The sequence below is a fragment of the Loktanella salsilacus genome, assembly GCF_900114485.1.
Lineage (GTDB): Bacteria > Pseudomonadota > Alphaproteobacteria > Rhodobacterales > Rhodobacteraceae > Loktanella > Loktanella salsilacus.
Genome location: NZ_FOTF01000005.1, coordinates 197,469 through 220,171, shown reverse-complemented (window position 1 = coordinate 220,171; position 22,703 = coordinate 197,469). Strand labels below are relative to the sequence as shown.

Annotated in this window: 20 protein-coding genes, 1 tRNA gene and 1 pseudogene; 17 read left to right on the top strand and 5 right to left on the bottom strand. The window is 57.9% G+C overall.

From position 1 onward, the window contains the following. The 3 genes and pseudogenes from BM131_RS20220 to BM131_RS06305 form a co-directional block, all read left to right on the top strand. Positions 1-293, top strand: a pseudogene (locus BM131_RS20220) (IS3 family transposase); the annotation flags it as partial. Positions 294-1,420: 1,127 nt separating this feature from the next. Continuing rightward, on the top strand, positions 1,421-1,813 hold the full coding sequence (locus BM131_RS06310; protein WP_090187151.1) for a hypothetical protein: 393 nt from the start codon (positions 1,421-1,423) through the stop codon (positions 1,811-1,813). Then, the gene (locus tag BM131_RS06305) at positions 1,810-2,217 is read left to right on the top strand and encodes a hypothetical protein (RefSeq protein ID WP_245754152.1); all 408 of its coding nucleotides are present in this window, start codon (positions 1,810-1,812) and stop codon (positions 2,215-2,217) included. Before BM131_RS06310 ends, BM131_RS06305 begins: the two co-directional genes overlap by 4 nt. Before the next feature lie 306 nt (positions 2,218-2,523). Here BM131_RS06305 and BM131_RS06300 read toward each other — a convergent pair whose 3' ends face one another. The 4 genes from BM131_RS06300 to BM131_RS06285 form a co-directional block, all read right to left on the bottom strand. Continuing rightward, positions 2,524-3,033 (bottom strand): hypothetical protein, encoded by a 510-nt coding sequence (locus tag BM131_RS06300; RefSeq protein WP_090187145.1) that lies wholly within the window; start codon positions 3,031-3,033, stop codon positions 2,524-2,526. After that, positions 3,033-4,130 (bottom strand): ankyrin repeat domain-containing protein, encoded by a 1,098-nt coding sequence (locus BM131_RS06295; protein WP_090187142.1) that lies wholly within the window; start codon positions 4,128-4,130, stop codon positions 3,033-3,035. Before BM131_RS06295 ends, BM131_RS06300 begins: the two co-directional genes overlap by 1 nt. A gap of 206 nt (positions 4,131-4,336) precedes the next feature. After that, on the bottom strand, positions 4,337-6,343 hold the full coding sequence (locus BM131_RS06290; protein WP_175499204.1) for a site-specific integrase: 2,007 nt from the start codon (positions 6,341-6,343) through the stop codon (positions 4,337-4,339). A gap of 200 nt (positions 6,344-6,543) precedes the next feature. After that, positions 6,544-6,618 (bottom strand) — tRNA-Asn (locus tag BM131_RS06285). Between the two features lie 257 nt (positions 6,619-6,875). Between BM131_RS06285 and BM131_RS06280 the strand changes: the two genes are divergently transcribed. From BM131_RS06280 to BM131_RS06225, 12 genes are all read left to right on the top strand, one after another. Further along, the gene (locus BM131_RS06280; protein ID WP_090187137.1) at positions 6,876-7,958 is read left to right on the top strand and encodes a TRAP transporter substrate-binding protein; all 1,083 of its coding nucleotides are present in this window, start codon (positions 6,876-6,878) and stop codon (positions 7,956-7,958) included. A 106-nt stretch (positions 7,959-8,064) separates the two neighbouring features. Next, entirely contained in the window at positions 8,065-9,036 is a 972-nt protein-coding gene (locus BM131_RS06275) for a TRAP transporter small permease subunit (protein WP_217646845.1), read from the top strand. A gap of 13 nt (positions 9,037-9,049) precedes the next feature. Continuing rightward, entirely contained in the window at positions 9,050-11,695 is a 2,646-nt protein-coding gene (locus BM131_RS06270; RefSeq protein ID WP_090187132.1) for a TRAP transporter large permease, read from the top strand. A gap of 141 nt (positions 11,696-11,836) precedes the next feature. Further along, on the top strand, positions 11,837-12,763 hold the full coding sequence (locus BM131_RS06265) for an ABC transporter ATP-binding protein (RefSeq protein ID WP_090187129.1): 927 nt from the start codon (positions 11,837-11,839) through the stop codon (positions 12,761-12,763). After that, positions 12,760-13,521, top strand: coding sequence for an ABC transporter permease (locus tag BM131_RS06260; protein ID WP_090187126.1), 762 nt, complete (start codon positions 12,760-12,762; stop codon positions 13,519-13,521). The genes BM131_RS06265 and BM131_RS06260 overlap by 4 nt, the downstream gene beginning before the upstream one ends. Positions 13,522-13,583: 62 nt before the next feature. Then, the gene (locus tag BM131_RS06255) at positions 13,584-14,378 is read left to right on the top strand and encodes a S49 family peptidase (RefSeq protein WP_090187124.1); all 795 of its coding nucleotides are present in this window, start codon (positions 13,584-13,586) and stop codon (positions 14,376-14,378) included. Positions 14,379-14,546: 168 nt separating this feature from the next. Then, entirely contained in the window at positions 14,547-15,470 is a 924-nt protein-coding gene (locus BM131_RS06250; RefSeq protein WP_090187122.1) for a calcium/sodium antiporter, read from the top strand. Continuing rightward, the gene (locus tag BM131_RS06245; protein WP_090187119.1) at positions 15,467-16,240 is read left to right on the top strand and encodes an SDR family oxidoreductase; all 774 of its coding nucleotides are present in this window, start codon (positions 15,467-15,469) and stop codon (positions 16,238-16,240) included. The genes BM131_RS06250 and BM131_RS06245 overlap by 4 nt, the downstream gene beginning before the upstream one ends. 286 nt (positions 16,241-16,526) lie before the next feature. Then, positions 16,527-18,407, top strand: a complete 1,881-nt coding sequence (gene uvrC, locus BM131_RS06240) for an excinuclease ABC subunit UvrC (RefSeq protein WP_090187117.1) — start codon at positions 16,527-16,529, stop codon at positions 18,405-18,407. Positions 18,408-18,545: 138 nt separating this feature from the next. Continuing rightward, on the top strand, positions 18,546-19,208 hold the full coding sequence (gene pgsA / locus BM131_RS06235; protein ID WP_090187114.1) for a CDP-diacylglycerol--glycerol-3-phosphate 3-phosphatidyltransferase: 663 nt from the start codon (positions 18,546-18,548) through the stop codon (positions 19,206-19,208). Next, on the top strand, positions 19,208-19,453 hold the full coding sequence (gene moaD, locus BM131_RS06230; protein WP_090187111.1) for a molybdopterin converting factor subunit 1: 246 nt from the start codon (positions 19,208-19,210) through the stop codon (positions 19,451-19,453). Before pgsA ends, moaD begins: the two co-directional genes overlap by 1 nt. Next, positions 19,453-19,896 carry a molybdenum cofactor biosynthesis protein MoaE gene (locus tag BM131_RS06225; protein WP_090187108.1) on the top strand — a complete coding sequence of 148 codons (444 nt, stop codon included), beginning with the start codon at positions 19,453-19,455 and terminating at the stop codon, positions 19,894-19,896. Before moaD ends, BM131_RS06225 begins: the two co-directional genes overlap by 1 nt. A gap of 29 nt (positions 19,897-19,925) precedes the next feature. Here BM131_RS06225 and BM131_RS06220 read toward each other — a convergent pair whose 3' ends face one another. Further along, positions 19,926-20,489 (bottom strand): DNA-3-methyladenine glycosylase I, encoded by a 564-nt coding sequence (locus BM131_RS06220; protein ID WP_090187229.1) that lies wholly within the window; start codon positions 20,487-20,489, stop codon positions 19,926-19,928. An 88-nt stretch (positions 20,490-20,577) separates the two neighbouring features. On the opposite strand from BM131_RS06220, the gene BM131_RS06215 reads away from it, so the two are divergent. Both BM131_RS06215 and BM131_RS06210 read left to right on the top strand, forming a co-directional pair. Continuing rightward, positions 20,578-21,387, top strand: a complete 810-nt coding sequence (locus BM131_RS06215) for an EAL domain-containing protein (RefSeq protein WP_090187106.1) — start codon at positions 20,578-20,580, stop codon at positions 21,385-21,387. A gap of 110 nt (positions 21,388-21,497) precedes the next feature. Further along, complete coding sequence (locus BM131_RS06210) at positions 21,498-22,673, top strand: acetyl-CoA C-acetyltransferase (protein WP_090187103.1); 1,176 nt, start codon at positions 21,498-21,500, stop codon at positions 22,671-22,673. The last annotated feature ends 30 nt before the right edge of the window (positions 22,674-22,703 follow it).

The window sequence follows — 22,703 nt, the reverse complement described above, 5'->3', positions numbered from 1 at the left end:
GGCCAAGCAAGGGCTTTGCCACAAAAACAGATGCTCAGGCTTGGGTAAAATCCTTCGCCAATTGGTATAACGGCGAGCATCTGCACAGCGCCATCCGCTTCGTCACTCCGGGCGCACGCCACGCTGGCCATGACCGCGCAACGCTGGCAAACCGCGCCATGCTCTATGCAAATGCGCGTGCGCAAAACCCAGAACGCTGGTCAGGCAAAACCCGCAACTGGCAACCCGCCGGACCCGTCTGGCTCAACCCAGAAACCGAAATCAGCGCCCCTGAAATCAGAGACGCCGCATGAAATCGGCGGACAACATGTTTGACAAACACCGCCTGCTCGCTCTCGTTCAATGGTCGAAAGCGGCCTGTCATGAGCCCGGGAGCATATACCGAGCTATTCTTTCTTGATGAGGCGACGGCTTTCGCAGCGGGGCACCGCCCTTGCGCGACCTGTCGACGTGATCGTTATCTCGAATTTATCCGCATATGGAAGGCTGTGCATGGAGGCCCAAAAGAGGGTCGCACGGTTCCACAGACCGTTGATTGGATGTTGCACAAGTCGCGGATCGCCCGCCGCGAAAAGGTAACATACCAAGCGGATTGTATGTCGCTACCCGACGGGACAATCATTGCTGACGGAAAGGAAGCACGCCTAATCTGGAAAGGCCAAGGGCTGTTGTGGTCTTTCGACGGTTACAAGCAAAGCAGCCATCTAAAGTCGGGGTTGGTCGACGTTTTGACGCCCAAGCCGTTGGTCGCATTGATGCTCCAAGGATATCGTCCGGACATACATGGCAGCCACGGCGCCATGAGTTAGTGCAGCACTCCCCGCGTCAATTTTGTGAACAATTCCGGAATCCGTCAACTCCTTCGTTGACACTGTTGGAATTTGTTTTGATGAGGACTGTGCCGGCTGTCGATTCTAACTCCTCGCAACGCAAGTTTAGCCATCGGATTCTGTGGTAGGCCGAAGTGGCGGTCGGCGATTTCAGGTTATGCTAGACGTTTGTATTGACCCGTTTTTTGCCCAGCGCCCGCCTTAGAGGCCAGCACATGCATCGCGGTTAAGCCGTAGCCTGATCTTTGGGCCGAAAAAAATCATAAAACTAAATGCCAAGAATGACCTGTGGACGTCCTGAATTATAGGTCTGCTCCCAAGTGGTGAAGAAACTAGTCGCTAACAACGCAATTCGTTTCACCTGCGCCCCAAGGTTCGACGGCACCACCAGTGCCGTTTTTTGAAAGGAGAAGGTCGAGTAAGATTGTGGACCTCCACGATCCGCGCCCCTCGGGTGAGGGCGCGGCCGCGGCGACCACAAATGTAGATTAGAAAGGAAGAAAGGCGTCAACAACGCCATATCTCGGACCGGAAGCGCGGTCCGATCTTGACCGGGGCACTCAAGCTCCCGGATCTCAATGGAGACCCAAATGAAATACGCTACCAAAGATATGCGGACCGCGCTTCAGGCCGCAAACACCCGCCGCGAATTCGCAACCTGGTTATTGGCCGACGCCGATCAATTGGTCTCGGCAACCCAGCTGCTCGGCGGCGATCCCTGGGAACGCCGTGCCGCGAGGGTGGCCAATGCGATCGCCAATGCCGCTGAGCCCGAAGAGGTTGAGACCGACCTGCGCGCGCTTCACCGCCTGCTGACCCTCGAGTTCACGAATGATCTGAACAGTCCGGAGGCGGCTCTTTTCTTCGATGTCGATCCGGATGATCCCCGCGCTGATGATGCGCGAATTTGCGCAGAGGCGCTGGAACGGGGCCTCGCGGCGCTGAAGATGGTCCGCGCTTTTGCAATTCGGGAGGTAGCATGATGGAGATGGTTGTAGACCTCGTCGCCGACGCCCTTCGTCAAGCCCGCCTGGTTCGCAAGTGTCTGGATGCAAAGCTCATTTCGCTTCTCGAGCCGCGCCATCGCACCTTTGCGACCGATATCAGCCGCCGCCTTGCGCAGCAGGATATCCTCAATGAGGCGTTTCTGCGCGACCTCGAGGCATTTCTTGCTGTGTTAGATAAGGTGATCGAGGGCGGAACGACGCTGGTCTGGCGTGGCCACGAACACGATCCGGATTCCGGATACACCATGCCGGTCCGAAGCGACGACGCGAATGCTATCCTGTTCATGCAGGGTGAGATCGTCGACCTTGTTTCGGCAATCGAAGGAGGCCTCGACGGTGCCAAGGCCTATGTCATCGCGAACAGTTTCTTTGACGTCTGATCTATGCGGCGCATCCCTGGATGCGCCGTCTTGAGGGAGCGGTGCTCCCCGTTGTCGGGCTGGATCACCCGCAGCGCGCACGCTGGCTCCCATTCTTCTGCTGCTAACGCCGGCGTGCGATTGACGACTGACCGACGACACTTGTTACGTGAAATGATCGAGTGTTCGACCTTCTGCTGAATCTGAACAGGTCCTTGAACGAGATTGCATGGCTATAAGAATGCTGGATTGGTGCAAGCTTTGACGTTTGCCGCTGAACTTCAAGCGAGCGAGTAGAACGACCTTTAGGGTCATCGGTGTCAGGGGCTAAAATGGCAGGCCTATGAGTAACCGGAACAACGAAAACGCGCCAAACGGAGAGATAACTTCGGCAAACAAGGTTTCTTCTACGGCGGCTTCAAGAGCGGCGTTTTCTATCCCGGTATTAATGACGAGATCGGCCCCGATTAGGGAGGCAACCTCAGAAGTAACTGCAAATGCAGTCTCAGGGTCTTCCTGCATCGCAGCCGTCACATAGCTCACTGAATCTGATGCTTTCAACTGGATCTCTGTCACCCCATCGACGCCACCGAATACCATGACATCGGTGCCGGGATGATTGGTGGTCTCAAATAAGCTTGCACTGAAACCGCTTAATTCCAGAGCTTCGACATATTCCTGTTCGAAGAGGATACCCTTTATGTGGTTGGAATGCCCCAGCACGCTCGCCGTATCGATGGTCCCGAAATACGCCGTAATTTCTTCCTCGGAAACGAGTTTGAGATCATTGTATCCACGCCTGACGGCGTCGAAAACGTCCTCACGAACGATTTGCATTACCCACCACCGGCCTGTCGCAGAAACAACGTAGTTTCCGTAGCATTGCCCAGGGCGTTAAGTGAAAGACGTTCAGGAGTGCGTCCTTTCGCGTTCTCGCGATGAGGATCTGCTCCGTGCTCCAACAGAAGTTGCACTGTTTCGACGTGGTTTTCTTCGCACGCGAGCATCAAAGCCGTGTGTGATGAATCCCCTAACTGATCTACCGATGCACCAGCCTCGAGGAGAACTTGGCAAAGGTCGGTGCGACCATACCGCGCGGCGAGATGGATAGCTGCCCATTTTAGACCTTTGACATTCGCGGATGCGCCATGTTCGACAAGACGAATGGCACCCGGGTATTGTGCATTCGCAATGGCACTTACCAAAGCTGGATTGCCTGCGATGTCCCGAATATTGACGTCCGCTCCAGCCTTTAAGAGCAGGTCGAGCATCTCGAGGTCGCCACGCGCGAGGACCAAAATGAGCAGCGGCTGTCCTTCCGCTGTTCCGATGTTTACGCTGACACCATCAAAAATCAGCGACTTCACTATGTCTATGGAGCCGTGTTCGTAGGCTGAAAGTAGTGCCGCCTCGCGGTATTTTTCACCGAACTTCGCGCCGTGGTCGCTCAGAAACTTTACGATGGGCTTATGATTCTTGAAGAAGGCTCCGGTAATTGCATTCCAACCGTCATCACTGCAAACATGAATATCGGCCCCCCTTTTGATCAAAAATTCTACCACCTTCTGCCGACCCTTGATTGCGGCCCATATAAGCGGTGTCCAACCATTCTGATCTCGAATAGAGATTTCAGCGCCCTTGCTCAGCATGAGCTCTGCCAAGTCGAAATACTCGTTTTCCAGCGCCAGAACGATCGGGCATTTGCTCATTCCGGCCGCCGCGTTTGGATTGGCACCAGCGACAAGAAGTTGCGATGCTATCTCAACAAAGCCAAGTTCTATCGAGACCCGGAGTGGCAGACCGTCCCCTGCATCGGCATCGAAGTCGGTTTGTTCCAAGATCCGCAAAGCGTCGGTCTTGAGACCTTTCTTTAAGGCATCAACGAATTGATCGGAGTCAGCGGCTGGTTGCCCCGGTTCAACTCTATCCGTCATGCGCACATTCCTTTCTGTAGCAATGCATCGCCAAGTTTGCACCACATGCAATTTTCTTCACTCTGAAGGTAGTGAAAGGGCCACTTTTTTCTTCATAGCGACTTTGGAAGCGGTCGGCCCGCTGTCGTCATAGGTCATAGGTCATAGGTCATCGATTAGCTGTATGCCTGCAATAGAAAAACAAGCTTTTGTTCGGGTCGCTCGCATTAAGCGGTGTTCTTCGTGCGGTGAGAAAACAGTTCAGTAACATTGGCCGACTGCACGTCACCGAACGGAGGACGGATGATCGAAATGTCGATTGAAATCGAATTCACGTTTTCCAGCTGGATCGAATTCGAAAATCCGCCGGGGTTGTAATTCGTGATGCCGACGTCGTGCTCGACATGGCCCATCAGAGCACGTCGTTCCGTATCATTGCATCGCATTTCGATCAGCAAGGAGTTAAATGTCGTGCGAAAGCTATGGAAGTCACGCTGCGGGTCATAGATTTTGTTGTCCTTCCGATACTTCGTGAACCTCTTCGAGAAATTCTCGGTGTATGTCTTTTTTGACTCGCTCCTCTTAAGCCACGGAAACAGCCGTGGCTCTCCGGCGCGCTCCAGTGTGGCAACGAGATGCATGAAGCCGAGTTTGATCAGATTGTCGTGAATGGGAACGGTCCGGTGGGAGGCCTCGCTTTTTAGACTCTGCCCGGGGCCCTGGCGCAGCACGATGCACGGGATGTCATCAATCACCTGAATATCGCTCAGGTAAAGTTGAAGAATTTCTTCGCTCCGCAGCCCCATGTGAAGCGCAATCAGAGGTGCCCAGAAAAGCGGGTCGCCTTTGTCTTCCAGTTCGTCCTGAAAGATAAGTGAACGGAACAGCCCATTGAGTTTGCCGCACCACGTTAGTCGTTCGTTATGTTCCTCGAGAATAAGACGACGGGTGAGTTCACGGCTACTCCAGATATGATTTTCCATGATGCTCGATGACAGATGCCCACGCTTTTTGATGAATTCGCAGATTCTTTGGAAGTCCTGCATGTGACGGTAGATCGTATTCACCCGCAGGCGCGGGATACGGATCTTCAGAAGTTCATACTCGATCCTACCCGGGCTGGCGCAGTCTTTTTCCAACTGCGCGTGCTTGACCCGCGCATTGTGCTTCTCGGTGGCGTCAGCCTCGTCAGCGGCTTCTTTGGGTGTCTTCTTGCTTGTCTTGGCTTGGTATGAACGTGGAACCCGCGTAATAAGTTCAAACGCAGACATGAGTTCTCGGTCGGAAATCTGATCAAACTGTTTGTCCGCACACATTCGCGATAGTAGTCTAGCTGTCGAAAGGACGTTCGGTGCCGAATTTTTCGCCCAGCTTTCTCCCGACTTTGCATTGAACTGCTCGAAAGGGTTGAAGTCTATGTAACCAAGACTGCGCTGTTCGATATACTCATTGGCCCCCTCCATGATCCTCGGACATGTTGTTTTGATTTGGTCTTTTTCTGATGGGCACTCTGACGTTGTGCCGATCGGTTGGGGCGTGTTTGCCATTTCGACCGCTTTCGGCGGGACCGAAGTGTTTGTCGAGGTTTCCGCAAATGTCTCCGCAACGTATGGAGCACTGATTGTTTCGGTGAAAACCGTCGCCGGAGAGGAAGCCGTATCTGTCGTAGTGAGGACATGCTTCGCGACGGGCTTGATGAACACGTCGACAGTTTCGTCGATCAGCGAGCGCGCGGCTTTCAGGGCTGGGCAGGGGCCATCGAAATCGCCCTGATCCCGCCGGAAATTTTCCTGTTCGGCGTCAAGCATTACGCGCAGTGCACGGAATGCGAGCCGCTGCCAATCTGCATCTGCCTCGTCGAGCGCAATGCCAAGATGCTTGGCAACTTGCCGGAGCGGGTTGCGGGCAATGTCACGGTCACGTGTTGCAATTGCCTGTCTCAGCGTTTCGACAGCGGCATTCGCGCAGGCGAACTCATAGGCTGCGACATCCGCAGAACGCATAGGCGCCCGTTCACGCAATGCATCTGCTGCTTCGATGAGGAAGCGGCAAAGGCCCACGAGAAGCCGGTCGATGATGTCGGGCGCAATCGCCATCGTTCTCTCCGTCACTCCGGCGAAGGCGATGTCGCTCAGAAGCGTTAGCTTCTGAGCGAGGGCCTTCGCTTCGGGAAGGACGTGGGATCGCAAGGGAAAGATGAGTGAGAGTTTCGTTGATGGGGTCCAGATTTTCATAACCCGCGTGGGGCAGCGCCGACGCCAGTGATAACCCGATAACCGGTATTCAAGATGCGATTGTGCCGTGCTGCGCCTGCGCATGTCTCCGACTCCTGTGCCAGCATTTGTGCCAAGCGGGGTGACAGGAATCGTGCCATGTCTGGTGGTCTGCGATTCAAATCGCAAATTGCCAATAAACTCAATGCTTTAAGAGTGATTGGCTCCGACGGTAGGGATCGAACCTACGACCAATTGATTAACAGTCAACTGCTCTACCGCTGAGCTACGTCGGAAAACCTGAGGCGTCTATAACGGCCAGTTTTGGGCGCGTCCAGACCCAAATGTGACGATTCTTGCACAAAGTTCAGCAGACCAATTAACAGGCGATTTCTAGGCTTGAGTGGATAGAATGTTAGCGCTCTCAGGTTGTTTTTGTACGAATGATGCGCGGTTTTGGTAAAATGAATTGACCACCGTTCGCCTGTGTTATTAAGTTTGGCGTTAGGCAAAACCGATAAGTTGCGACTTTGCCCAACAGGAGGATAAAAATATGAAACGCAGACAATTTCTGACGTCCGCTGCCGTTGGCACCGCTGCCACCACGCTGGCGACACCGATGCTGGCGCAAAGCCGGATCGAAATGAACATCGTATCCACGTGGCCACGCGATTTCCCAGGTCTGGGAACGAGTGCGCAGCGTTTGGCCGCCCGTATCGAAGAACTGACAGAGGGCCGCATTGCGGTTCAGTACTTCGCAGCAGGCGAGCGCGTCGGCGCATTCGACAGCTTTGATGAGGTCGCTTCCGGCAACTCTCAGGCTTACATCGGCGCTGACTACTACTGGAAGGGCAAGCACGCTGGCTGGTCCCCGTTCACCGCGATTCCCATGGGTCTGACCTATACGGAAATCGACGCATGGATGAAGTTCGGCGGCGGCCAAGAGCTGTATGAGAAGCTGGGCGACGAATTTGGCGTCATCGGCTTCCCGGCTGGTAACACCGGCGTGCAGATGGGCGGTTGGTTCAACAAAGAAATCGAATCCGTTGACGACATCCGCGGCCTGAAGATGCGTATCCCCGGCCTTGGCGGCGACGTCATGGCGAAACTGGGCGCGTCCCCTGTGTCCGTCCCTGGCGGTCAGATCTACGAAAACCTGGTCTCCGGCGCGATCGACGCGACCGAATGGGTTGGTCCGTGGAACGACTACTTCCTGAAGCTTTATGAAGCCGCCAAGTACTACTACTGGCCCGGTTTCCACGAGCCAGGTTCGCAGCTGTGCATGGGCATGAACAAGACCTGGTGGTCGACCGTTCCTGCCATTGATCAGACCATGATCAAAATTGCCTGCGCCGAAGAGAACGCCCTGTCAATGGCAGAAAACAATGCCAACAACGGTACGTACCTGAATAAGCTGATCGACGAATACGGTGTCGAACTGCGTGAATTCAACGATGACGTCTACGAAGCCTTCGGGTCTGCGTCGGCTGAAGTCATCGAAGAGGCACGTGATCACAGCCCGCTGGCCGCCGAAATCTTCGACAGCCACCTGAAGGCACGCGCTGACATTGGTGCTTGGACTGCTCTGTCCGACGCCGCCTATGTCAACAAGCGGAACCGCGTGCTCGACATCTAATTGCCAACGCGGCATATCCGGGCCGAATGGTTCGGCGCGAACGGGGCGGGCAATGCTCGCCCCGTTCAGCGTTAATAAAAAACTAATAGCATCCGGGGGGAACGGGATGGAAACGCAAGTGGCGTCGCGCGCATTGTTGGCGCGCGGATTTGGCTGGACGGTGCTCGCCGTATTAGCTGCCTACATGATCAATGTCGTCCTGCAATTCTGGTTCGACTTTCCCGGCGTGACGGCAACCGTCTCTGGGCAGATATCGGCCCTTGGGCTGGTGCAGGTCGCGATCCTGTTGCTCGCCGCCGCACTGGCGATTGGCTATGTGATCTCGTCGCCTGGCACCGCATTGCGCGCCGATGCAGCACGGATCAGCAACTTTAACCGCTTTTTGGTGCGCTCTGCCTTCTTTGTCGTCCTGCTCGTTGGCATGGGCGACGCGATCCTGTCCTTCTTGCGGGTGCAGAACATGCTGGACGGCATCGTCGGTAGCGATATGTCGTCCAATCTGGGCCGCGCGGATTACCGCGGCATGTATTTCCACGTCCCGCTGATGCTGATTGGCATCGTGCTTGGGTCTGTGACGCGGGGCCTTGGCTTTATCTGGCTGTCGCTGCTTGTGGTCGGCGCTGAACTGTTGATCGTGCTGTCCCGCTTCGTCTTTTCGTACGAGCAAGCCTTCATGGCCGACCTTGTCCGTTTTTGGTACGGCGCGCTGTTCCTCTTCGCCTCGGCTTACACCTTGCTCGAAGAAGGCCATGTGCGTGTTGACCTTCTCTATGCCTCTATGCGCCGCGAAACCAAAGGGCGCGTGAACGCCGTTGGGTCCATCGTGCTGGGCATGGCGCTGTGCTGGACGATCCTGATCTTGGGGTTCGGCACATCTTCGTCCATCATCGTTGGCCCCATCTTGGTTTTTGAAACCACGCAATCCGGCTTTGGCATGTACGTCAAATACATGATGGCAGGCTTTCTGGCGATTTTCGCCATTACGATGATGATACAATTCGTGGCCCAGTTTCTGGAAGCCATCGCCGACAAGCGCGGCGAACCGGGCGCGCGTGAAACGCACGCCGACATGATCTGAACGGGGACACGACATGGAACTCTTTTTTCTACTAATGCTGCTTGTCGTCATGGCGACGGCGCTCGGCTCCGGTTACCCCGTGGCCTTTGCCCTTCCGGGCTCTGCAATCATAACCGTCGGCGTCGCCGCCGCGGCTGGCTACTTGTTCGAGGGCACGACCTCTGCCTATTTCGCCAATGGCGGCCCGTCTCAGTGGCTGTCTGCGGGCGTCACCAACCTGCGCGGGGTCTATTGGGAACCCGAGCGTGACACCCTGATCGCCATTCCGCTGTTCATCTTTATGGGCATCATGCTTCAGCGGTCCAAGATCGCAGAGGACCTGCTGGTCAACATGGCCCAGCTGTTTGGCCCGATCCCCGGTGGCCTTGGCATTTCGGTCATCGTCGTGGGCGCGCTGCTGGCTGCGACAACCGGTATCGTCGGCGCAACCGTGGTTGCGATGGGCATGATTTCCCTGCCAGCCATGATGCGCAACGGCTACTCTAACTCACTGTCATCCGGCGTTATTGCCGCGTCCGGCACCTTGGGGCAGATCATTCCGCCATCTATCGTGCTGATCATTCTGGCCGACCAACTTGCCTCTGCCGTCGATCAGGCGGGCACGTCGCGTCAGGAACTCTACAAGGTTGCCACAGGCGAGATTTCGATGCCGTCGGAATTCGCCATCGTCTCTACCTCTGCTGGTGACATGTTCCTTGGTGCGTTGGTGCCGGGTCTGCTGCTGGTGGGTATTTATATCCTCTACGTTCTGGCTATCGCGATCTTCCGCCCGAAAATGGCACCTGCTGTGCCTTACGAAGGCAAGTATGACGCGTCTTTCCTTGGCAACGTGCTGCTGGCCATGGTGCCGCCGCTGGCCCTGATCCTGCTGGTTCTGGGTTCCATCATCTCGGGCGTTGCGACTGTGAACCAGGCTGGTGCCATCGGTGCCGCTGGTGCGCTGATCATGGCGGGCTATCGCCTGCATCCCGAAGGGCGCGGCGGCCGCTTTATCCCCGCGATCATCGCGGCGGCAGGCCTTATCTTGGTGGCTTGGACGGTGTCCAACTATAACACCAACGTCCTGAACATGCAGTCCGCGTCCGACAAGTTCGGCGTCACACTGGCCGCCATCGGCGTCGGGATGATCGTCCTGTCCATTGTCTGGTCCGGCGTGCGCGCCTTCTATAACGACGACGCGCTGACGGGCGTCATGGTGGAAACCGCCAAGACGACGTCCTTGGTGTTCATCATCCTGCTGGGTGCCGCCATGCTGACCGCCGCCTTCCGCGCCTTTGGCGGTGAAGAGCTGGTCAAGCACTTCCTTGAAGGGTTGCCGGGCGGTTTCTGGACCAAGTTCATGATCGTTATGGCCGTGATCTTTGTGCTGGGCTTCTTTCTGGACTTCATCGAAATCGCTGTGGTCGTGGTGCCAATCGTCGCCCCGATCCTGCTGGCCGACCCAGAGGCGAACGTTTCCGCCGTCTGGCTGGGCGTGATGATCGGTCTGAACCTGCAGACCTCGTTCCTCACACCGCCCTTCGGCTTTGCGCTGTTCTATCTGCGCGGCGTCGCACCGGCAGCGGTCAAGACGATCCAGATCTATAAGGGTGTCATCGCCTTTATCGGCCTGCAAATCGCAGCCCTTGTGATCGTGGCCTTCAACCCGCCGCTGGTGAACTATCTGCCTGCGCGCACATCGCTGACGGCCGAAACTGCACCGCCGCCCGTGAACCCCGCGCTGCAATACTGCATCGAGGAATACGTGACCAACGCCTTTGATACGCGGGGCAATCAGATTGCCACGGCGATCACAGCTGCTGGCGCGCTGGACGTGTCCTATCTGCCCAAAGACCTGCAAGACGACTGGGTCGATGGTCTAGAAAAGGCGCAATCTGTTCCGGGTCTCGTGCTCGACATCGAAACCACCCGCGATCTGCAGACTGCAGGGGCTGTCGACTACCGGCCAGAGCATAAGATCGTGCGTGCTTTGCAGCGTGACATGTTGATCCGCACCAAAGAGATCGACGATCTACGTGTGCGGGCGTCGCGTGGGTTTGGCGACAGCGAAGGGCAGACCGCCCGTGCTGACAGACTGCAGGCCGAAGTAGACGCCCTGCAGGCGCAGATTCCCGCCACTTGGGAAGACACGCAAACCACCTACGCTGCGATCAACAAGCAGAACGAGACCGCGCGCAATATCTATCGCCGCACGGTCGATCAGGCCTATGCGCCTGTAGTCGAACTGAAGGCCGTGATTGCCAGCGCTGATGCGCTTGCGCCACTGGCTGACCCGATCGCTGCGCTGGCGGCGGATGCACCCACGATGGACCGCGACACTGCGGATGCCCGCTTCAAAGAGGTCGAATCCATGTTCGGCGGAATTGATGGCGGACGCGAAATCCGCGGCCTGCTTGCCGATGCCCGCAAGGAAATCGACGACCGGTCCCCTGATCCAGAGCGTGCGATGGAATACATCGTCGAGGCGCATGAACTGTTCGCATCCGAAGTCGAATGGCGCACCCGCGCCAAGACGGAACTGCTGCCGGGGATCGAGGCGTATGACGCCGCGATCAATGACACGATCGGCCTGCGCCAGCAGCCGCGTCTGCCCCGCGCACAGGCTTTGGAAGTCGCCGAGTGTTCGTCGCATCACCGCGACATCTCGCTGAACTTCTAAAGCGATCAACAACTTGCAAAAGGCCGGGACCCGTTCCCGGCCTTTTCGCATTTTAATCGCGCTTGCCCTGTGCGCTGGTGCACCTATCGCCAGTTGTGTGTGCAGACTATGTTCTGCGCGAACACAGATTAAGGGTGCCATATGACTGCCATCGTGTCCGTCACGAACCTGCGCAAATCCTACGACACCGGATTCGAGGCGCTGAAGGGGATCAACCTCGAGATTGAAGAAGGCGAAATCCTCGCCCTGCTGGGCCCCAACGGTGCCGGCAAAACAACGCTGATTTCCACGATCTGCGGCATCACGGTGCCGACCTCTGGCATCATCACCGTCGGCGGGTTTGACACCGTTCATGAATACCGCGCCGCGCGCAGCCTGATCGGTCTGGTCCCGCAAGAGATTAACCTAGAGCCGTTCGAGACGGTGCAGAACACCGTCCGTTTTTCCCGCGGTCTGTTCGGCAAGCCCCGCGATGACGCCCGCGTCGCCGAAATCCTGAAATCCCTGTCGCTGGACGATAAGGCGACCGCCAAGATCAAAGAACTGTCTGGCGGAATGAAGCGCCGCGTGCTGATCGCCAAGGCGCTGGCGCACGAGCCGCGCGTGCTGTTCCTTGACGAACCCACCGCTGGTGTCGACGTAGAGCTGCGCAAAGACATGTGGAACGTTGTCGCCGACCTGAAACGCCAAGGCGTCACGATCATCCTGACAACGCATTACATCGAAGAGGCCGAGGCCATCGCCGACCGTGTCGGCGTCATCAGCAAAGGTCAAATCCTGCTGATCCAAGACAAGGCTGAAATGATGGCCCAGATGGGCAAAAAGCAGCTGCGCGTCGATCTGGCCCAGCCCGCCACGACGATCCCCGCCGCGCTGGCGCATTATGATCTGACGCTCGAAAAAGACGGCAACGTCCTTGTCTATACCTATGACACCCGCAAGGACCGCACCGGCATCCGCACGCTTCTGAACGACATGGCGAACGCGGGCCTGACCATGACCGACCTGCAAACCCAGCAAAGCAGCCTCGAAGACATCTTTGTCGGCTTGGTAAAGGACAACGCATGAACCTGACCGCGATAAAATCAATCTACCGCTTTGAAATGGCGCGGTTCTTTCGCACCATCACCCAGTCGCTGATCAGCCCCGTGCTGTCGACATCGCTGTATTTCGTGGTCTTCGGCACCGCCATCGGCAGCCGGATCGAGACAGTCGAGGACGTCAGCTATGGCGCATTCATTGTCCCCGGCCTGATCATGCTGTCAGTGATGACGCAGGCCACCAGCAACGCCAGCTTTGGTATCTACTTTCCGAAATTCATCGGTACGATCTACGAACTTCTCTCCGCCCCGGTGAACTTTATCGAAATCACAGTCGGATATGTGGGTGCGGCTGCAACCAAGGCGCTGTTCATCGGCACCATCATCTTTATCACCGCCTTTTTCTTCGTTGATATCCAAGTGGCCCATCCATTCTGGATGCTCGCCTTTCTGATCATGACCTGCATCAGCTTCTCGCTACTGGGCTTTATCATCGGCATCTGGGCCGGAAACTTCGAACAACTGCAGTTGATCCCGCTGCTGATCATCACACCGCTCGTCTTCCTTGGCGGCTCTTTCTACTCTGTCACGATGCTGCCACCGATCTGGCAGACGATCACCATGTTCAACCCGGTCGTCTATCTGATCTCTGGCTTCCGCTGGGCGTTCTTTGACACCGCAGACGTCCCCGTCGGCTTGTCGCTGCTGGCGATTAGCCTGTTCATGGCGGCCTGTCTGACGGCAATCTGGTGGATCTTCCGCACAGGCTGGCGCATTCGGCAATAACCTAGCCCGCAACTGCGGTGCCAACCCTTGCCCCACGGGGGCAGGGGGCCTAGATCGGGAGGATGAAAATCAAACTCCCGTTTCTGAACCGCGACCCGGTCGTCAATGTCGTGCGCCTGCAAGGCGCGATCAGCACCTCTGGCCGCGGGCTCGACGATGCCTCGCTGGCCCCTGTGCTGCAAAAGGCCTTTACCAAAGGCAAGCCAAAGGCCGTCGCCCTGCAGATTAACTGTCCCGGCGGCAGCCCCGTTCAATCGTCCCTGATCGCCGCGCGCATCCGCCGTCTGTCACAGGAAAACAACGTCCCCGTTATTGCTTTCGTCGAAGACGTCGCGGCCTCTGGCGGTTACTGGCTCGCCTGCGCCGCAGATGAAATCTACGCCGACGTTGGCTCGCTGGTCGGGTCGATCGGCGTCATTTCCGCAGGCTTCGGCTTTCACGAACTGATTGACCGCTACGGGGTTGAACGCCGCGTCCATACCGCTGGCACCAGCAAATCCATGCTCGACCCCTTCCGTCCGCAAAAGGCCGAAGACGTGCACAAGCTTGAAGGCTGGCTGACGGACCTGCACGAGATATTCATCACCTACGTCAAATCACGCAGGGAAGCGCAATTGGACGACGACCTCGCCATCTTCTCTGGTGAAGTCTGGATCGGCCAAAAGGCGCAGGCCAAGGGCCTGATCGATGACATCGGCCACCTGGTCCCCGTGATGAAGGCGGTTCATGGCGATAAGGTTAAATTCCGCCGCTTTGGCCCGAAAAAGTCCCTGCTGTCCCGCTTTGGCGCGCGCCTGATGGGCGACGCCATCGGCACGATAGAGGATCGCAGCGCCTTTGCCCGGTTCGGCCTGTAAATGCTGATCAAGGTCGCGGCCCTGTTTTTGGTGTTCTTCTTTGTCCTTGGGCTGTTCGGTAAATGGCGGTTCCCGGGGCAAAAACAGATGGCCGCGGCCAAATGCGCCAAATGCGGGCGCTATAATATTGGTAAAGGCCCCTGCGCCTGTGAAAAGGGAAAGCCCTGAATGGAATGGTTTCTTGCGGCCGCTGGCCTGATTATCCTGATCTTTGCAGGCGATTCATTGGTCAAAGGCGCGGTCAACCTCGCGCTGCGCCTTGGCGTGCCTGCGCTGATCGTGTCGCTGACCATCGTCGCCTTCGGCACCTCTGCGCCGGAATTGCTGATCTCGGTCCAGTCCATTCTGGACGGCGTGCCGGGCCTTGCACTGGGCAACGTGGTGGGATCGAACACAGCCAACGTGCTGCTGGTGCTGGGCGTGCCTGCGCTTTTGGCCGTGATGCATACGTCAGAGACAAATGTCCGCAGCAGCTATTTGCAAATGCTTGCCGCGACGGTGCTGTTCATCGCGCTTTGCTTTACTGGCACCCTGAACTGGATCAGCGGCTTGATCTTGCTGGCGGGCCTGACCGCGATGCTGACCCACGCCATCCTGACCGTGCGCCGCAGCGCCGCAGCGCCAGAGGTCGAAGGCGCCGATCCATCAATGGGCTGGCCCCAGATCATCCTTTACCTTGTCCTTGGCCTGATCGGCTTGCCCATCGGATCGCATTTACTCATTTCCGGGGCCACGATCATCGCGCAAAACTTCGGTCTGTCTGACAGTGTCATCGGTCTGACATTGGTCGCGGTCGGCACATCGCTGCCTGAACTGGCGACCACCGTGATGGCCGCCCTGCGCCGCCAAGCGGATGTGGCCTTGGGCAATGTCATCGGTTCTAACATGTTCAACTTGCTTGGTATCATGGGCGTCGCCACGCTGGTCGGCCCTGTCCCTGTGGACGCGCAATTCCTGACCTTTGACCTTTGGGTCATGTTGGGCGCAGCGCTGCTGATGATCCCGCTGGTATTCTTTCGCGCCGATATCACGCGCATCTGGGGCATCGGCCTGACGGGTGCCTATGCTGTCTACGTCTGGTCGCTGCTATGACCGCGCTGGTCACCGGGGCAGGGGCGCGGCTGGGCCGAGCTATGGCGCTGTATCTGGCGGATCGCGGCCACGATGTTGCCGTGCACTACGCCAGTTCTGCGGATGGCGCAGAGGAGGTCGCGGGCGCGATTCGCGCCAAAGGCCGCCGCGCTGTCACGCTGCAGGCCGATCTGCTGAATGAAGAGGCGACTCAATCCTTGGTTGACCGCGCTGTGCAGGCCTTGGGGCCGCTGACCGTGCTGGTCAACAACGCGTCGATCTTTGAATACGACAACATCGCATCGGCCACGCGCAGCAGCTGGGACCGTCATATGGACTCCAACCTGCGCGCGCCTTTTGTGCTGACCCAGCACTTCGCCCAGCAAGTGCCCGATCCCGCAATTGATGCACAAGGCGAGCCGGTGGCGCAGGGGCTGATCATCAACATGCTGGACCAGCGCGTGCAGAAACTGACACCGGAATTTGCGACCTATACCCTTGCCAAGATGGGGCTCTGGGCGCTGACCCGCACTGCCGCCCAAGGCCTTGCCCCGCGCGTGCGCGTCAACGGGATTGGTCCAGGTCCGACCCTACAAGGTGCGCGGCAATCGACCGAGCATTTCAAGGGCCAACGCGCCGCGACGGTGTTGGAACGCGGCGCTGATCCGGGCGATATTTGCGCCGCGCTTGGCTATCTTTTGGATGCCAAGGCGGTCACCGGCCAGATGATCGCTGTGGATGGCGGTCAGCATTTGGCATGGCAGACGCCGGATGTTCTTGGGGTTGAATAATGAGCGCGACGTTAAGTTATGCACCTTGACAAGCGATCTGGCGTAGCAGGGCCAAATTTATACCTCTGATGAGATGTTTACATAATCTTCATAAATAAGATGCGTAAAATCAAAGGGTTATATGTATTGCTTAAATATCGGGCATTTCGATGAACCCCCCGAAGTATAAGGAAAATTTAGGACCCACGCCATTTTGCCCCCGTAGTTATCCACAGATTCCGTGGATGCCTTTCGTCTTGTCCCAGCCGCGTTAACATTGCAGCCACTCCAGAATCACGGACCCTTCATGACTGACGCCCCAGACGCGACCCCAGACGCCGCCCCGCTGACCGGATACGCCTATATCGCGGGCTTCGTGAAGACGCTCGACAGCTCTCCGGGTGTGTACCGGATGCTGGATGGCGAAAGCCGGGTTTTGTATGTCGGCAAGGCGCGTAACCTTAAAGCGCGGGTCAGTAACTACAGCCGTCCGGGCCCACATTCTGGCCGCATCGCCCGCATGATCCGCGAGACGCAGATGATGATGGTCCTGACCACAAGGACAGAGACAGAGGCGCTGCTGCTAGAGCAGAACCTGATCAAGCAGCTTAAGCCGCGCTACAACGTGCTGCTGCGCGACGATAAGTCCTTTCCGAATATCCTTGTGACGACTGGCCATGACTGGCCACAGATCAAAAAGCACCGCGGGGCCAAGACGGAAAAGGGTGAATACTACGGCCCCTTCGCCGGTGTGGGCGCGGTGAACCGGACGTTGAACCAGTTGCAGCGTGTGTTCTTGCTGCGCAACTGCACGGATCAGGATTTCGAGACACGGACTCGCCCCTGCCTGCAATACCAGATCAAGCGGTGCTCTGGCCCGTGCTGCGGTCTGGTGACAAGCGATGACTACAAAGCCTCTGTCCGCGATGCGCAGGCGTTTTTGTCAGGCCGCACCAAGGGCATTCAGCAAACCCTAGCCGCTGAAATGGCCGCCGCGTCAGAGGCGATGGAATTCGAGCGCGCCGCTGCGATGCGCGACCGGATCAAGGCGCTGACGCAGGTGCAGACGGCGCAGGGCATCAACCCCAAGCATGTCGAAGAGGCGGATATCATCGGTCTGCATATCGACGGCGGGCAGGCCTGCGTGCAGGTGTTCTTTATCCGCGCCAACCAGAACTGGGGCAACCACGACTACTATCCCCGCATCAGCGGCGAAGAGGACGCGTCCGAGGTGATGGAGGCTTTCGTCGGTCAGTTCTATTCCGACCGCGAGCCGCCGAAGATGGTGATCCTGTCCCACGGCCTTGATAGCGACGATCTGATGTCAGAGGCGCTGGCTGAAAAACTGGGGCGCAAGGTCGAGATCATCGTGCCCCAGCGCGGCGAAAAGGCCGAACTGGTGCAGGGCGCGCTGCGCAATGCGCGCGAGAGCCTTGCGCGCAAGATGAGCGAGACCGCGACACAAAGTCGTTTGTTAAAGGGTGTCGCCGAGGCGTTTGACCTGACCAAAGCGCCTCAGCGGGTCGAGGTGTATGACAACAGCCACATTCAAGGTGCCTTTGCCGTTGGCGCGATGGTCGTCGTCGGTCCGGACGGGTTCGAGAAGAACCAATATCGCAAGTTCAATATCCGCGGCGAGGATCTGACGCCGGGCGATGACTTTGGTATGATGAAAGAGGTGCTGACACGCCGTTTCCAACGCCTGCTAAAAGAAGACCCCGACCGCAAGGCGGGCACCTGGCCCGACCTGTTGCTGATCGACGGCGGCGCTGGGCAGGTGAGCGCGGTGCGCGAGATTATGGAAAAGCTGGGCGTGGGTGATGTGCCCATGGTCGGCGTGGCCAAGGGCATTGACCGGGATGCGGGCAAGGAAGAATTCCACCGCACGGGCAAAAGCGTCATGGCGCTGCGGCACAATGATCCGGTGCTGTATTTCATTCAGCGCATGCGCGATGAAGTGCACCGCTTTGCCATCGGCACCCACCGGGCGAAACGCGCCAAGGCGATCGGGGCGACGCCGCTGGATGATGTGCCGGGTGTCGGGGCGACGCGCAAACGGGCGCTGCTGGCGCATTTCGGCTCTGCCAAGGCTGTGGCGCGGGCCAATTTGGCGGACCTGACGGCCGTATCAGGGATAAGCCAGAGTATGGCGCAGACCATTTACGACTATTTTCACGAGAATGGCTGAGGCTGGGCTAATTTCCGATTTTTCGGCGAATAATCGGGTTAGGGCGCTGCCCCAAGCCCCGAGGTATTTTTGACCAGAAGAAGGCTAGGGGCCACGCATCGTCTGGTTTATCTGAATGGCACTAGCTAAGGTGACGCCATGACATTGAATGTGCCCAATATCCTGACGATCTTGCGGTTGCTGGCGGCTCCGGCTGTGGCGATCATGTTTTTGTTCTTTGCACGGCCTTGGGCGGACTGGTTTGCGCTGGTTTTATTCGTGGTTGCTGCCTTGACCGACTTTGTCGATGGGTATCTGGCGCGGGCGTGGAAGCAGGAAAGCAAGTTTGGCGCAATGCTGGACCCGATCGCCGATAAGGCGATGGTGGTGATTGCGCTGCTGGTGATCACGGGCTTTTCCGGCATGAATGCGTGGATTTTGCTGCCTGCGACATTCATTATCTTTCGCGAAGTCTTTGTCTCTGGTCTGCGCGAGTTTTTGGGGGCTAAGGCGGGGCTGCTGAAGGTCACGCAGTTGGCGAAGTGGAAGACGACGGCGCAGATGGTGGCCATCGCGTTTTTGTTCGCAGCTGGCGCGTTCGAGCATTATTTTGTCATGCAGTCTTTTGGCATGGATGCGGATACGGTCGACGCGATCTTTGCCGGTCAAATTTCAGACGAAATGGGGCTGGTCTGGAAAAGCTGGGGTGCCCATCTGACGTGGTACACGGGCGTTGTCGGTCTGTGGTTGGCAGCCGTTTTGACGCTGGCGACGGGCTGGGACTATTTCCGTAAAGCGCTGCCGTATCTAAGGGATAGCTAATGGATGTGATGTATTTTGCATGGGTGCGAGAGCGCATCGGTCTGCCCCGCGAGCGGGTCGAGACGCAGGCGGCGACGGTGAACGAGCTTGTGGCAGAACTTATGGCGCGCGAAGAGCGGTATGCGGCCGCCTTTGCTGATACCTCTGCCCTGCGGGTGGCGTTGGATCAGGTGCTGTCGGATTTCGATGCGCCCTTGGCCGGCGTGCGCGAAGTGGCATTTTTCCCGCCAATGACGGGCGGCTGATGCAGGTCCGGGTCCAAGAGGGCGTCTTTGACGCAGGCGTCGAGCTGAACGCCTTTTCGGCGCGGGCAGAGGGCGCTGGCGCTGTTGTCAGCTTTACTGGAATCGTGCGCGATGTGGCGGGCGGTTTGCAGCATATGATGATCGAACATTACCCCGGCATGACCGAAAAAGCGATTTCTGCAATCGTGGCCGAGGCGCGGGAGCGCTGGAGCTTGGCGGATGCTTTGGTGATTCACCGCTTTGGTCAGTTGGCACCCGGCGCGCCTATTATGATGGTCGCGGCAGCCTCTGCCCACCGGGCGGATGCCTTTGCGGCGGCGGATTTTCTGATGGATTATCTGAAATCCCGCGCGCCGTTCTGGAAGAAAGAAGTCACCGCAGAAGGCGCCGATTGGGTCGCCGCCAAGGATGATGACGAGGCGGCGCTGACCCGCTGGGACTGACCTTATCCGCGGGTAAAACGGGCGTTGCGTTAAGGTTTTGTTAAGGGCGCGTGGCGGTGGCAGGTCATGATATGGTCATTGACCAGCCCGCAGGCCTGCATAAAGGCGTAGACGATTGTTGGCCCGCAGAACTTGAACCCCGCCTTTTTGAGGTCTTTTGAGATTTGCGTCGACAGCGGCGTAAAGCCGGGCACGTCGGCCATTGTGGCGCGGTGCGTTTGCAGCGGGGCACCGTCGACGTAATCCCATAAAAAGCGGTCAAAGCCTTGCTCGGCCTCGATCTTTTGCCAGGCTTGCGCATTGGTGATCGTGGCTGCGATCTTGCCGCGATGGCGGATGATGCCGGGGTTCGCCAGCAGGCGGGTGATGTCATCCTCGCCCCATGTGGCCACGATATTGGGGTCGAAATTGGCAAAGGCCGCGCGGAAATTGTCGCGCTTTTTCAAGATGGTGATCCAGGACAGGCCGGCCTGAAAGCCGTCAAGCACCAGCTTTTCCCACAGCGCACGGCTGTTGTATTCGGGCACGCCCCATTCGGTGTCATGGTAGGCTTGATAGATCGGGTCATCCCCGGCCCAGGCGCAACGTGTCAGGGTCATGGGGCCACTTTCCTGCTAGGTCTTAACGTGGTGTTGGGGGCGTGCGTCCAATGTGGCAAGGCCCGTGCATGGAACCCGTCAGATGCTTAAACCCCGCCGCGATGCTATCCCCGATCCAGAGGAACAATTCGAAGATCCGCTGCAATTTGCTTTTGCTAGTCGGGACGCGGATACGCCTGCGCTGGTGACACATGCGCTGGACCGGGGGCGGGCGCGGCTGGCGTTTCAGCCGGTTGTTGTGGCGAATGATATGGGAAAGGTCGCCTTTTACGAGGGGCTGATCCGTCTGCTGGATGACGCCGGACGGGTGATTCCGGCGGCGAATTTCATGCCGCAGGTGGCGGATACGGAAATCGGGCGCCGCATTGATGTGCTGACGCTGGAACTGGCGCTGCGGATGTTGCGGCAGCATCCGGGGATGCGGCTGTCGGTGAACGTGTCGGCCCGGTCGCTGGGCGATTGGCGCTGGCGACAAACGCTAGAAGCAGGATTGTCAGAACGCGGGGCGCTGGGGAATCGGCTGATTTTTGAGATTAGCGAAACCTCTGCCATGATGCTGCACGAGGTGGTGATGCGGTTCATGGAGGATATGCAGCCGCGCGGCGTGGCCTTTGCACTGGACGGCTTCGGCGGTGGGATGACGGCGTTTCGGCATCTTAAGGATTTCTTTTTCGACATGGTGAAGGTGGACAAGACCTTTGTGAAAGGGATCGCTGACGATCCCGACAATCAGGTGCTGGTCGAGGCGTTGGTCACCGTTGCGCATCAGTTCGAAATGTTTGCCATCGTCGAAGGGGTCGAAAACGCGCGGGATGCGGCGTGGCTGCAGGGGATCAATGCGGATTGTCTGCAAGGTTATCATATCGGTGCACCGAAGTTCGACATTGCCTGATACTTGTCGTTGCCCTTGAAAATTTAGCGGCCTACATTTGGGTCAATCGCGCAGGGGGGTGCGCTTGATTGTGCCCGTTTTGCGCATTGTAACCGCTAGAAAGGGTTAACATGACCAACGTCGTGATCGCGTCCGCCGGGCGCACAGCTGTCGGCAGCTTCCTTGGATCGTTTGCCGCAACGCCTGCCCATGATTTGGGTGCCGCCATGCTGGAAGGTATCGTCGCACGCGCGGGCATCGATAAGTCAGAGGTGAGCGAGACCATTTTGGGTCAGGTGCTGACCGCGGCGCAGGGCCAAAACCCCGCGCGTCAGGCGCATATCAACGCCGGCTTGCCGATCGAATCCTCGGCTTGGTCGCTGAATCAGGTCTGCGGCTCTGGCCTGCGCGCTGTGGCGATTGCGGCGCAGCATATCCAGCTCGGCGATGCGTCTATCATCGCGGCTGGCGGACAGGAAAATATGTCCATGTCGCCCCATGCCGCGAACCTGCGTCAGGGTCATAAGATGGGCGATGTGTCGTACATCGACACGATGATCAAGGACGGCCTTTGGGATGCCTTCAACGGCTATCACATGGGGCAAACTGCTGAAAACGTGGCTGAAAAGTATCAGATTAGCCGTGATCAACAGGATGAATTCGCCGTCGGATCCCAGAACAAGGCCGAGGCCGCGCAGAAGGCTGGCAAGTTCAAGGACGAGATCATTCCCTTCACCATCAAAACCCGCAAGGGCGAGACGGTGATGGATGCGGACGAATACATCCGCCATGGCGCGACGATGGAAGCGATGCAGAAACTGCGCCCGGCCTTTGCCAAGGATGGCTCTGTCACGGCGGCCAATGCCTCTGGTTTGAACGACGGCGCGGCAGGTTGTTTGCTGATGACGGCGGATGAGGCTGAAAAGCGCGGGATCGAGCCTTTGGCGCGGATCGTGTCATATGCAACCGCCGGTCTGGACCCCAAGATCATGGGCGTCGGCCCGATTTTCGCATCGCGCAAAGCGCTGGAAAAGGCTGGCTGGAAGGCCGCCGACCTAGAGCTGGTCGAGGCGAACGAGGCATTCGCGGCGCAGGCTTGCGCTGTGAACAAAGAAATGGGCTGGGACCCAGCAATCGTCAACGTGAATGGCGGCGCGATTGCGATCGGTCACCCCATCGGTGCCTCGGGCGCGCGGGTGCTGAACACGCTGCTGTTCGAAATGCAGCGCCGCGGCGTGAAAAAGGGTCTGGCGACCCTGTGCATCGGCGGCGGCATGGGCGTTGCCATGTGTGTTGAGCGTCCCTGACCTTGACCAACGCGGCACCCCTATTTTGGG